Source organism: Paenibacillus turicensis, assembly GCF_050461185.1.
Classification (GTDB): Bacteria; Bacillota; Bacilli; order Paenibacillales; family Paenibacillaceae; genus Fontibacillus; species Fontibacillus turicensis_A.
In genome coordinates this window covers 331818-344941 of record NZ_JBCMOR010000001.1, presented here as the reverse complement: position 1 = coordinate 344941, position 13124 = coordinate 331818, and the positions used below count along the sequence as shown (strand labels likewise).

Genomic DNA, 13124 nt, shown 5'->3' with positions numbered 1-13124 from the left:
CAATGCTATTCCCGTTAGCATCGGTGACGGTTGTTGTTTCCTGCCATTGTAGCGTAAAGGTTTTATTGACCGTAACCTCAAAGATACATTTCCCTGTCATCTGTACAAATTTATTCTGATATAAGTAATTTTTAGCGAATACATTGCCGTACAGGGATTCGGATGTGGGGATGCCTTGAAGGACGTTAAATTGCTCTGATCCGCGTTGGTCTGCTAAAATCACTGCACTTACATTGGGATCTAAATCTTTTCCACTCACTTCTTGTCCGCGTTCCTCTGTGCACTTGGGGTCTTTTGGCGTATCACCTTTGCCTTTTGTTGTATACACCCTTATCCGATCAGGATAGCGATAACTTTGGGCTCTGATGGTGTACATATAGGATGAGTTGTATACCATCAAGTATTTCCCTGGTTCATAATAACCCTTTGACTTATAATGCTGGGAGAAATAAATCTCAGCATGCCCAAGTGATGTAACCTTTAAATCCTTTTCCCAGGTATTTTGATAAGTTTGTCCATCTATCATAATATTTCCATAATAAGGAAAATGTATATTATTTCTTTCGTACTCTACCTCTACTCTTTTAGGATTATCTGTAGCAGCACCTGCATTTAATTGGTTTAAAAGTGTTGGATTCTCATCTATCCACTCTTCAAAAAACTTACCCACATCTTTATACCGCTCATTATAATAAGACTTTTGTCGAACAAATTTCGCCAAATGAGTAAAATAAGTCCCTGGATATGCATCAATACCGGAATTCATTTTAGTTGGTGTTACTCTTTTACTTTTATCTTCTTCCATCCAATTTGATGTATACCACATCACCCATTTTTTACCAACTAATTTAAATGCAATGTATGCTCCCGAAGGAGATTTATTATCCTTTGATATGACTGGAACCTTTTCAGGCTTTAAGGGTACATTTGCTTTAAATGTTTGAGAGTTTACTATCTGTGTTTGGACCACTTCATTACCTTTAAGAAACTCAATCTTTGTAATTTTATTCCCTATACCTGCATCTTCATTGACTATTGCTTTTAAATTTGGAAATCGAGTAAATATAGAGTCATATGCGTCTGTTTTGTATGTTATTTCTGGTTTATATTTGTATATCTTAGAAAGAGGTCCCTTATAGTTTTCCAGTCTAAATTTATTCTCTTCAGGTAAATATTCCCTACGAATATCGCCATTTACCTCATAATCCTTTATTTTCTTTACTGGATGAGCAACTTCTACAGCTTCTTGGTTAGCTCCAACTGCTTTTACTAGGGTGGAGTTCCATATGGGTAGAGAAGTTACCAATAAAGCAAAGACTAGTACTATGTTTAGCCATGATCTACTTTCCATGCTTTCCTCCTTATAACGGGTGGCACTACACTATAATTAATTTCTCTTATACTTTGGACCGTCTAGCTCTAGCACTGTAGCTTCTTGGTACAAATAACCTGCATTAGCTGGAGCCATAATATCAATTTTTAATTTGCGATTTTGAATCCAACCTGTTTTTGGTATAATTATTGCTGGTATATCATTATATTTTTTATACCAAAGTCTTGCAGTTTTATTTAATGTCCCTGAAAAAAACTTATCCAAATCGGGTGAATCAACACCATACATGACATAAGAAGGTCCGTTATATTCAGAATGGTACTTCTCTTTATTTTTATTAAAGATTTCACTTGTCTTAAAGTAGAGCACATAGCTTTTTTTCCATTTGTTTACTGAGTTTTTTTCTTCAGGTACACCTCCAATAATCCCCGAATTATTAAACCATTTCAATTCATTCACTGGTGGCAACAGCTTCAAATTAGGATCATTTTGATCTTCTAAATCGATGGCAATGACAGCGTCCAAAGCCCCTTTATATAGACCATCTCTTGACGTCATTGTCATTTTATCTTGCTGCCACATTTCCTCAATCGTCTTCCCCTTATAATCCTCTTCCTTCGTCACCATAATCTCAGGCATCACCGTAAATATATTTGTCCCATGCCAGGCTAACTCTGCACTCCCTACTGCATATTTATCTACAGGCAACTTCTCGCCATTTTTCACAGCTAAAATACGCTCGATAATCGTTACCGATTGCGCACGGGTGGTTGTCTTTGTTTCGCCAAGCTCCCCTTTACCAAGCCCTGTAACTAAGCCTGCTTTGGTTGCTAAATACATCCATTTACTATCCTCTTTTGCTTCTTCTCCAAGTCCTGCACGTACAGCAATGCGTGCCATTTCCTTACGGGTGATAACTTTATTCCAACCTAGATCACTATCTGAAAAGTCACTACTCACATATAACTTGTTTTCTTTTGCTACTTTTACAAAAGGCTCATACCATGTAGATGCTCCCTCTGTTTCAACAGGTAGCTTCATAGCCGTAACCACCATCTTCATAAATTCATCTCGTTTAATCGCTTGCTCAGGCTTAAATACACCACCTGGGTAGCCACTTACATAACCTTTTTCAATCGCAGCTGTAATGCTTTTTTTCGCCCAATGTGTATCCTTCACATCTGAAAAGGAAGTCACTTGCTGAGTCGTTACGTCAGACATTTGGCTACTACTTTCCTGATTTACGTTATCTTTTTCCCCACTCTTCTCTCGACTAGTACGATCCTTGTCTGTCAGTTCTCCATTATTGCTGCTCTTCTCCACCGAGGTATCTATATCTGTTTTAGTTTCTGTACCATTATTCTCCACCGTTGTTGTTGACATCACTGACGTACCGGCCTTCTCACTATCTAGCGCTTTCACTTCATTCCCATTACCCCAAAGCGCCCCTCCACTTGCAGCTACCAACGCCATCGCTAAAATAATACTGATCGCCTTTTTATTCATTGCCATTCTCCTTTGCTGTTCCTTTTTTAATATTTAAAAATACAATAATGATTAAAATCTTTTGAAAAAATTAAATAACTTTAAGATTGCTTAAATCAAATCTCTTTCCTTTTCGCTCCCAAAACTATGTATATTGCTATACTGAGATGTTCTTTCTACTATAGTTTTATTATTACCACTGCCTATCCTCACTCCTTTTACCTAGGACAAATTCCCTTCATCCAACCATAATGTTCCACTAAAATAGACTATTCTATCTATTGGACCTATTCGACAAAAAAACCCTTTTAACCTCCTTCATTCAGGATAATATGAAAAATATAGGAATATCTAAACATTAAAAAAAACACCAGCACCTATGTAGTATCTAATTGCCATTTTTAATGACACTAGTTAGATCCAATGTGTATGGTGTGCTTCATCAACAAACTGGAAAATCAGGAGATTCTTTTGAATTTAATCAAAAATAATTACCATTGCCAATGCTATAAAAAGGAATTAATCTGATTCCCAATTCCCTTCATTCATTTCATGATCATACGTAAAAACTGTGCATCTTTAAAAATTAATAAATTGTTAGCTTCTTCTTTTTATTTGTTATCTCAATCTGAAATAATATAAAGTAACTGTTATTGAGATATTGTTTTTTTTCATTTAAAGCTGTTATCATCCAAGGAAAGTTACACAAAGATCAGATCAGGAGGCTTTCTAATGATTCCTTACAATAATGAAGAGCAACATGAACACGATAAGGTATTTTTAAGCTTTATACAGGACTTTCTAGCACAATTATCCGTAAAAAAATTAAATGAGGCATACCTGATGCTTGACGATGCTTCTAACTATAGTAATGCTTGGAGCAAGCAGGATTTAGAACTTTTTCTACAGCTGAATATGGAGGATGAACCTTACTTAACGATTGACAATCCAAATGAGGTTACGCTTCCTTCCAACCATCGGTTTGATGTGTACGAATATAATGATGGGAGTGGGTACGGAGCTGAATATGATCTGACAAGTAATGGTGAATTAAATGATTTTACGATTATGTTTGATTTTATAAAAGGTAATGAGGGGTATTTAGTATATTTAACGGACATTCATGTACTTTAGACACATCAAAAAAAGGACGGCAAGTACCCACTTATCATTTAAGTAAATGGATAACTGTCGTCTGCAACTTGCTGAACTCTATACTCGCTAAATGCTAACGTTGATAATCTACCATACCTATCTTTAACGGCTGTGGATTAGCAAGCACCCATTTGACCGCTAAATGGCATAACAAAGCGGGTTCATCGTCACCTTGTCCAGATTGTAGCTCTGCTACTGCTTGAGCAGCTGATACTAAATCCTGCCCGCTTAAAGGTGTCCCTATCTCTAAATAATTAAGCAAAGCTTTTAGCATCTTTTTATACTCTTTGTCCCAGTTGATGCCACCGTTATTCATAATTTCATTGGAGACTCGACCCGTAATTCGAATGATCTCTCCTTGAATCGTATCTGCATGCCCACTTCCCGGAACAAGGTATTCCCACAATTCATGGTGTTGCTGCTGCCATGTCTCACTGTGCACTGCAATTGGCGACACTCCATCATGCTTATTAATTTTTCCAACTGGGATTACACCAAACATTTCATACAACTCATTTAGCGCTTCATCTGTTTCTTGTAAATAATCTTTATTAAAATGATCTCGATGGAATTCAAAACGTTCTCCGATTGCCATAACTGACTCCTGCATAGGCTTAGTAATTGGTGTATTAGCGCCTAGAAATACCTGTGCAACCTTAACCATATTTACAATATCGATATTAGAACAGCGTGCTAATGCACTTTCTAGTGGCGTGTAATTCATTCCATTTTTGATTGTAATATCTGCACCTAAGTTAATGAGCTGTTGAGTTGGTTCTGCCTTAAAGTAACCTGCAGCGATATGTAGAGGGGTATCCCCCCATCTGCTAGTAGCATTAATATCTGCCCCAAGCTCAACAAGCAAAGCAATATCTTCTCCACGTCCTACCTTAGCATGAAGTGCTGTTTTGCCATACGTATCCCGATGGTTGATATCTGCTCCTTGTTCAACAAGCCACTTTACAAGCTCATCTGGAATATGACGTAAAAATAGTGCGCTCTCCTTATTAGAGCCATCATAGGCATCTAACTCACATTTTTCATAAACTGCCTTTAACGTCTCTATATTAGCGGTTTCTAGCAACTCGGAGAAATCTTTGGGTAATGTTTTTCTCTTTTTAGCCATAGGTGCTCCTTCCATACAAATATTCAGTTTAATTTGCTCTTTTATTTTACTAATATTAATATCGAGTGTCTAATTGTCTTAATTTTGTTATATTTTTTGTGATCCTACGCACAGCGTATTTTTTTTAGATCAAGCAAACTATGAAATATAAATTAGATTGTGAAAAAATGCACAATAGTTAAACAGTAATGCTTTGAGGCTATGCACTTAGGAACCACATGGGAACCAATTAGAGAAAATGTTTTTTAGCTGTCCAACTACGGAGGGGATATCATGTTTACACAAAATTTAGAAGCAATTACGGATGCAGCAGTAAAGAAAAAAGAGATGATGAAGGCGAGTTTTTCCCGATATTTTGTATTGGCGATGCTTGCAGGGGCTTATGTAGGACTTGGTATCATTCTTATTTTTAGCGTTGGGGCTCCTTTAGCTGCCGTTAAATCACCATTACAACCGATGGTTATGGGAATGTCCTTTGGTCTAGCACTCACATTAGTTATTTTTGCAGGCTCAGAGCTATTTACAGGCAACAACATGTTTTTTACCGCAAGCACATTAGCTCGAAAAACGACTGTAGGCGATATGCTTACGAATTGGACCGTCGTATTTTTTGCCAATCTAGCTGGAGCATGTGTGCTTTCCCTCCTTGTGGTAGGCTCAGGATTGTTTAGCGCCGCTGGTGCAGAGCATCTCATTTATGCCGCTACAGCTAAAAAGATGAGTGCCCCGATTATGGAGTTGTTTTTCCGCGGAATTTTGTGTAACTGGCTTGTCTGCCTTGCAATCTGGATGAGCAATCGTACCAAAGAGGATATCGCTAAGCTTGTTCTTATCTGGTGGTGCCTATATGCGTTTATCGCGAGTGGTTACGAGCATAGTGTTGCAAACATGACCTTATTGAGCTTGGCACTGATGTTGCCAAAACATCCAGAAACAATCACATTTGCTGGTTGGCTACACAATATGATTCCTGTTACATTAGGTAATATCGTGGGCGGATCTATGTTTGTAGGTATGACCTATTGGTTTATTTCCCCGATTCGTAAAAAGACAGATAACTTAGTTGAGAAAAAAAGTGCTTTATAAATTGTAAGTGTAAGTTTAATATACTAAAGCTGAATATACTAAGTTAAGGAGCTAAGACGACCTCTTAGCTTCTTTTTGTTCCAACTTCTTTTTCCCAACCGTTATATCGTTCACTTAAACTATTAGCTTAATTGTAAACATCCATGTATTTGGTACAAAGAAAGCACGGACTATTTAGTCTACTGCTATTGCCTATTTCTATTGCTGTTTGTACACAAAATGCTTTATTTCAGAGCTGTAAGCCTGTAACAATTCTTTTGTATCCAACGGATAGAGTTCTATGTCCGCAATTTGATCTAGTGAGATCCAAGAAAACTCCAGCTTAGCCTGCTCATTTCCCCATTCATCAATCGCAAAAAAACTATGATCCAGTGGTATTTTTGATTCATCTTTAAGAGAAACATCGAAAAATAAACAAATTTGGTGACAGGGCTTGCCTCCCCAAGAAAAAAAGTTCTCACCTACCCATCTCAATCCGTTCACAGTAATATTCGCATTTATCTCTTCCAAAAATTCTCGTATAAGAGTTTGCTCATTAGTTTCACCAAAGCTGACATGTCCGCCAGGAAAGGAGTACCCCGAATCATTAATAGGTCTTTGCAGTAGTATTTTCCCATTATGAATCAGAATACCCGCAACTCTGTAGCTAAAAATATAATCTTCTGTCTTAAAAAGGATATCTGTCATTACGTCTTGTCCTCCTTTATATATAGAAAACAAAAACATTGAATTAATTACAATATAATAATAGGCTCTATTAATAAATCGGTACTTGACAGCAAATAGAGGGTGGTAGCTACGATCCAGAGCGTTCTTGCGATTGTGTTAAGAATGAGCCTAATAATATTAAAATAATATTTAAACTTACTATTCTATTATATTCTTCAATAAAGAATAGGAAAGCTGTATGCCATCCTCCATGCCCTGCTTGTAGAGCTGTTCTTGAATTAACGACTGCCTATAATGATGCTGATCTTCCCATGCTCTGAATTCAGGGGTTTGTACAATATTTTTATTTTCAAACATGTCATAAAACATTCTACGCTCTTCCCGCCGTATCTCTCGTAATTTGGACTCATTCTCAATTGTGGCCGTGACTTCATCTAACCTGTTTAGTATTGCTTGACTTAGCCATAACGGCAATTGCATTGCTTGTCCCCTTCCTACACCTTTAATCTATGTTCTCCTGCTTGCATTTTTTCTTTTATAAAGCTTCAAAAGTAATTCATCTACACGCTGACTTTGTGCTTGAAGCTCTTTGTTATGGCATAGTGGAATATTTTGCTCAAATGATCTTTTACCAAGCTCATTCAACTTGCTTCGTTCCTTCTCCAAATCGCTAAGCAGATCAGACATGAATATCCCTCACTTTTTTAGCACATAGATATCTAAGTGATTTTAATTTAATGCGAATATCGGTTTATTTCATTTTAATCCGATATTCGCATTAAAACAACTAAAAGATCACTTACAATTTGGGTAAAATTGTGGGGTGCTACTTATGAGACATAGAAAAGAGCCAATTGGCAACAAAAATATTATAGGTAAGCGTGTAACTAAAATTCGGAAAGCTCAAGGAATGAAACAAAAAGAATTTTTGGCTCGTTTGCAGACACTTGGTCTGGATATTAGTCCAACGAGTCTGTCTAGATTAGAGGGACAAGATCGACTTGTCCAAGATTATGAGGTTGTCATTATTGCGAAGGCACTTGATATTTCAGTGAATACTTTGCTGGGAGAAAAAGTATAAATTCTCCTTTTTCTATATCTCCAGTAATGCTCAAAATTCTTCATTATATTCCACACGTAAAACAATAGTTCCTCATAGATAAATTACTTAATAAATTTTTACCTATAGTATATTTAAGAATCATTAGAGGAGGCAGAAATTCCCCAATGTACTTACTGAAAAGTAAGCTAACAGAGATCTGGATACACTTCCCTATTATAATCCCAACAAAAAAAGGACTTTAATGAAGTCCTTTTTTGTTGGGATTATAATAGTATTTTGAAGTATATTTTAAATATTAAATAGTCTATGCTCCTTGGGGAAGTCCTGTATCTATTTCATCATGTAGCTTCTCTGGGTCAATTATTGAAAGAAAACTGGATCGGTATTCTTTTAATTTCTGTAATGTTTCATTAGTATATTTGTAGTAGTTATGGCTACTTGACAAGCATTTAACTTCATCCATGCAGAATATAGATTTTAATTAAGGTTCTTCGAGTTATATACCACATATGGTGGGTAAACTCAATTTCAAGAAAAAAAAACACAATATGTTGTGTTTTTCTCTTGACACCCACAACAAAATAACCTATACTGAAATTGTTGCGAGATCAGTAGGCTTAGTGGGGTTACAGAATAGACTTATTTTCTTTAGGATATTATTAAATGCGCCAACATTTAATAATAAAGTGTATTACTATTTATTATGCTAATGATCACATCTTATCAAAAATAGATAGCAAAATGCAATGTTAAATTATGTAAAATAATTTGGATCCTAGCTAAAAAAATGTACTACATACACTGAAAATAATATACTATTTGTTTCCTTACTAGGCTAATCAGCTGAAGTAAGGAGAGGTAAAAATGAGTAAACTTTACTGTTCTTTCCCGAAAAGTACGCATGTGTGTACACACATACGTACTGCACATTGGGTCAGAGGACACTTTAGACACGGTTACTGGATCCCAGCTCATATTCGCAGTGGTTCAATAGTATCTGAACATTGTCGATCATAGTCAAAGAGCAAGGAGAGGCATACCACCTATCCTTGCTTTTTACTTGTTAATTATAACTTCTTTAATTCATTTAATTTCTTGAGTACATAAACCAGATCCTGACTTTATACGAACAATATTCTTAGACTCATATAAGAATCTAAGTTGAACAATAAACTTAAACACTTCATGATTCTGGAATATAGTAACACTTAGACTTACCTTTCCCAACGGTAGGAATGGACGTTGACCCTACAGAAAAAATAGCCTGTATTCCTCACTAATCAATTTAATATTCTCACTTCCCCATCTCTTTCATAACCTCTATCGAATCAATCTCCCAACTCCAATTAGAGTAGACTAGTGAAAATAAAAGACTCCCTGAATATATATTTGTAGGATTATGATCTGAATCATAAGTAAAAATTTCGAAATTAGCTAAGATTTGAGCAGTTTTCATAGTACGATTTACCGTTTTAACATCAATCGTTGGCTCCGGTAAGTTATTTTGCTTGTTATAAAGTAGAAAATTTTTGACAATTTCATCATTTATTAATTTTGGATTAGCATCATAACCCTGATGAATATAGTTTTTCACGACGGTAACAGGAGCATGATACAGAGAAAAACCAACTACAGTGATTAAAATAATAACTAAAATAACGATAAGCATTACTGTTTTCTTAAAAGTTCTCATTTAGGTTCTCCTCTCATGTATATTTTAACTTTACTGCTCAATATGGGTATAATAGCAACATAACTTGAGATTTTAATTTTAACATACAGGAGATGATAATTATGAGAATTGGCGTCGTTTCAGATACACATATATTTCGTGCAGGCAAAAAACTACCTCAGCAGCTGATTGAGGAATTTAGTAAGGTTGATCTAATTTTACATTTGGGAGATTGGGTCGTGATGGACGTATATGATCAATTAGCTCAGTTAGCCCCTGTAGATGGAATTGCGGGTAATAATGATGGGTATGAAATCATTGAACGGTTTGGCGAAAAAAAGTTGTTAACCTTGGAGGGAAAGCGGGTTGGATTAATCCACGGACATACCCCTTATTCTCGTAAAGGAACCGATGGAAATGCATTACTCGCCTTTGAAGGAGAAAAAGTAGATATAATTTTATTTGGTCATTCACATCAACCCTTGATGCGGAATGAAAATGGTATTCTATTGTTTAACCCAGGTTCACCAACGGATAAGCGCCGTGAGAAAAAATATTCATTTGGGCTACTTGATATTACTGAGACTGGTATCAACGCCCAACACATTTTTTTCAGTTAACTTAGTTTATATATAAAATGTGACATTTATAGTCGCCTCCAACTTAACTATTAGGAGGTTCCTATCCTCCTACCGTAGTGCATTGCCCTCCTATTGAAATAGCATGGAATATCATACACTTTCTTTAGATTACTCTTGTTAAATTCCATGCTTCTTTCCTTAAAACCATTACTAATTTACTATATTTACAAAAATTGGTCTTTATGCTATGTTTAGATTGGAATCGCTTCCATGAATCAACAAAAGTGAAACTATTTTCATATTTTAATGAAAAGGAGTTTTGACGATGAAGAATTGGTTCAAGAAAGCAAGTGCAATGATGTTAGCAGTGACTCTTGTATTTGGCGTTGTTGGCTTTAGTTCACCCCCTTCCGCGCATGCAGACACCCCCTTATTTAAGCTAGAAGCAGAAGACGCTCAGCTTACTCCAGACCTTAAAGTCACCACAGATATTTATGGAGTACCTAAGCCTGGCTTTACTGGAACTGGGTTTGTGTGGATGCAAAGCTCAGGTACGATCACGTTTGATGTCACTGTGCCTGAAACAGGGATGTATACGATCTCCACTTCCTTTATGCAAGAGTTAAGCAAGGAAGGCCGACTCCAATATTTAAATATTAACGGCAAATCAAAAGGCTCTTACATGCTCCCCTACACTACATCATGGACTAACTTTAATTTTGGCTACCATAAGCTCAATAAAGGAATAAACACCATTCAAGTCAAAGCGGGCTGGGGCTTTGCGTACTTTGATAACTTTACAGTCGATGTCGCAAATCTTGATCCGCTCAACGTAGAGCCTATTTTATCTGACAAGCAAGCAACACCTGCAACACAACGACTGATGGACTACTTAACAGAAGTGTATGGTAAAAATATGCTTTCGGGACAGCAGGAAATATACGGTAGCGGAAATGATGGTAATTATGAGCTTGAATTTGACTGGATTTATAATTTAAGTGGCAAGTATCCTGCAATCCGTGGCTTTGATCTTATGAACTATAACCCGCTTTATGGGTGGGATGATGGCACAACAGAGCGTATGATCGATTGGGTTAAAAACCGCGGTGGGATTGCAACGGCTTCTTGGCATATTAATGTACCAAGGAACTTTACAACCTATAAGCTTGGGGACCCTGTAGACTGGAAGGAAGCCACTTATAAGCCTACAGAAACAAACTTTAATACGAAAAATGCTGTGATCCCAGGCACAAAGGAATATCAATATGTGCAAATGACGATCAGCGACCTCGCAGAGCAGCTGCAAATTTTGCAGGAAAACAACGTCCCTGTTATCTTCCGTCCTTATCATGAAGCAGAAGGCAACGGTGGATTAAATGGTGAAGGTGCATGGTTCTGGTGGGCATCAGGTGGTGCTGAGGTGTACAAGGATTTGTGGAATATGCTTTATAAGGAGCTAACCGAAACCTATGGCTTGCACAACTTAATTTGGACCTATAACAGTTATGTGTATAGCACCTCTCCTGCATGGTACCCTGGTGATGATAAAGTGGATATTGTAGGCTTTGATAAATATAATACGATCTACAACAGAGATGATGGCTTATCGGGTGTGCCAAATGAAGATGCGATTAGCTCGATTTTTTATCAGCTTGTTGATTTGACTAAAGGAACTAAAATGGTAGCAATGACGGAAAACGATACCGTTCCAAGCCTACAAAACTTGCTGGATGAAAAAGCAGCTTGGTTATACTTCTGCCCTTGGTATGGTGAATTCCTGATGGATGAAGCTTATAACTTTAAAGCTACTTTAAAAGAACTGTATCAAAGCGACTATGTCATTACATTAGATGAGTTACCTGACTTAAATGCTGAAAACCCTCAAACAAGTGCAACCATTTCACCAAAAAGCATTGAATTTGATAAATATGCGACCAATCCAGAGGATCAAGTCGTCACGATCAACTTTAACGGCAATACCTTGAATGGACTCAAGCTTGGCAACCAAGCATTAACCGAAAATACAGATTATACTGTGGACCAAAACACAGTGTTACTCAAAAAAGAGTTTTTGAATGGACTTTCTGTTGGTGAGCATTCCATTATTTTTGACTTTAACCAAGGTAATGATCCTGCGCTTAAAGTTAAGGTGACAGATAGTTCACCAAGCGCAACAATCTCACCACAAAAGGTCACCTTTGACAAAGGGGCAACCGATCCACAGGATGTTGTCATTAGCCTCTCTCTAAACGGACATGAATTAATTAACCTTACGAATGGAACTTTACCGCTAGTAGCAGGCCAAGACTATGTAGCTAATGAGAGTTCTGTTACATTAAGTAAGGATTATGTTGCCTCATTGCCTGTTGGGGAGCATAACATTACGTTCCAATTTAATGGCGGAACACCTGCAATCTTGACCATCACTGTGACTGACAGTAACATTCCAATTCCGAGTGGAGAATTAGATGTACAATTTTATAATGGGGATACTGGTAGCTCTACCTCTGGAATCTCACCTAAATTTAAGCTAGTGAATACGGGAGATGAGCCAATTCAGCTTAAGGATGTCAAGCTTCGTTATTATTACACGATTGACGGAGAGCAAGCACAAAACTTCTGGACAGATTGGGCTACGATTGGTAATGAAAATGTAACTAGCACATTTGTTAAATTGGAAACGCCGGTAACAGGGGCAGATTATTATGTAGAAGTTGGCTTTACGAGCGCCGCTGGGGTACTCCAGCCTGGACAAAGTGCAGAAGTTCATAGCAGATTCTCTAAGGCAAACTGGTCTGCTTACGATCAAACCAACGATTACTCATTTAAAGCAACAGGCAATCAATTTGCGAGTTACGACAAAGTAACTGGATATCTTAATGGTCAATTAATTTCCGGCTTGGAGCCATAAACTAAAGTAAGGTTACGCGCAACAATAGGCAAAAAGGGAGAAC

12 protein-coding genes are annotated in these 13124 nt (G+C 37.0%); 5 read left to right on the top strand and 7 right to left on the bottom strand.

Translation table 11 applies throughout. The annotated features are described in order from the left end of the window. Together ABE099_RS01465 and ABE099_RS01460 are read right to left on the bottom strand one after the other, a co-directional pair. On the bottom strand, positions 1-1351 hold a 1351-nt coding region (locus ABE099_RS01465; protein ID WP_430026802.1), incomplete at its 3' end, for a DUF5704 domain-containing protein. 36 nt (positions 1352-1387) lie between these two features. Further along, the gene (locus tag ABE099_RS01460; protein ID WP_430026801.1) at positions 1388-2839 is read right to left on the bottom strand and encodes an S-layer homology domain-containing protein; all 1452 of its coding nucleotides are present in this window, start codon (positions 2837-2839) and stop codon (positions 1388-1390) included. Between the two features lie 711 nt (positions 2840-3550). Here ABE099_RS01460 and ABE099_RS01455 point away from each other — a divergent pair. Next, the gene (locus ABE099_RS01455) at positions 3551-3952 is read left to right on the top strand and encodes a DUF7668 domain-containing protein (RefSeq protein WP_430026800.1); all 402 of its coding nucleotides are present in this window, start codon (positions 3551-3553) and stop codon (positions 3950-3952) included. A gap of 94 nt (positions 3953-4046) precedes the next feature. Here ABE099_RS01455 and ABE099_RS01450 read toward each other — a convergent pair whose 3' ends face one another. After that, a complete protein-coding gene (locus tag ABE099_RS01450; protein WP_430026799.1) occupies positions 4047-5099 on the bottom strand; it encodes an ankyrin repeat domain-containing protein in 1053 nt (350 codons plus the stop codon). Positions 5100-5372: 273 nt separating this feature from the next. Here ABE099_RS01450 and ABE099_RS01445 point away from each other — a divergent pair, with 273 nt between their 5' ends. Then, positions 5373-6185 (top strand): formate/nitrite transporter family protein, encoded by an 813-nt coding sequence (locus ABE099_RS01445; RefSeq protein WP_430026798.1) that lies wholly within the window; start codon positions 5373-5375, stop codon positions 6183-6185. 198 nt (positions 6186-6383) lie between these two features. On the opposite strand, the gene ABE099_RS01440 is transcribed toward ABE099_RS01445, so the two are convergent. From ABE099_RS01440 to ABE099_RS01430, 3 genes are all read right to left on the bottom strand, one after another. After that, entirely contained in the window at positions 6384-6872 is a 489-nt protein-coding gene (locus tag ABE099_RS01440) for an NUDIX hydrolase (RefSeq protein ID WP_430026797.1), read from the bottom strand. Positions 6873-7052: 180 nt separating this feature from the next. Then, complete coding sequence (locus ABE099_RS01435; RefSeq protein WP_430026796.1) at positions 7053-7334, bottom strand: hypothetical protein; 282 nt, start codon at positions 7332-7334, stop codon at positions 7053-7055. Between the two features lie 27 nt (positions 7335-7361). After that, positions 7362-7541: an aspartyl-phosphate phosphatase Spo0E family protein gene (locus ABE099_RS01430; protein ID WP_430026795.1), complete on the bottom strand. Its 180-nt coding sequence runs from the start codon at positions 7539-7541 to the stop codon at positions 7362-7364. Positions 7542-7686: 145 nt separating this feature from the next. Between ABE099_RS01430 and ABE099_RS01425 the strand changes: the two genes are divergently transcribed. After that, positions 7687-7935: a helix-turn-helix domain-containing protein gene (locus ABE099_RS01425; RefSeq protein WP_430026794.1), complete on the top strand. Its 249-nt coding sequence runs from the start codon at positions 7687-7689 to the stop codon at positions 7933-7935. A gap of 1276 nt (positions 7936-9211) precedes the next feature. Here the strand turns inward: ABE099_RS01425 and ABE099_RS01420 are convergent. After that, entirely contained in the window at positions 9212-9610 is a 399-nt protein-coding gene (locus tag ABE099_RS01420; protein ID WP_430026793.1) for a hypothetical protein, read from the bottom strand. 101 nt (positions 9611-9711) lie between these two features. Between ABE099_RS01420 and ABE099_RS01415 the strand changes: the two genes are divergently transcribed. Beyond that, on the top strand, positions 9712-10209 hold the full coding sequence (locus ABE099_RS01415; protein ID WP_430026792.1) for a metallophosphoesterase family protein: 498 nt from the start codon (positions 9712-9714) through the stop codon (positions 10207-10209). A gap of 286 nt (positions 10210-10495) precedes the next feature. Continuing rightward, positions 10496-13081 carry a glycosyl hydrolase gene (locus ABE099_RS01410; protein WP_430026791.1) on the top strand — a complete coding sequence of 862 codons (2586 nt, stop codon included), beginning with the start codon at positions 10496-10498 and terminating at the stop codon, positions 13079-13081. Positions 13082-13124 lie beyond the last annotated feature (43 nt).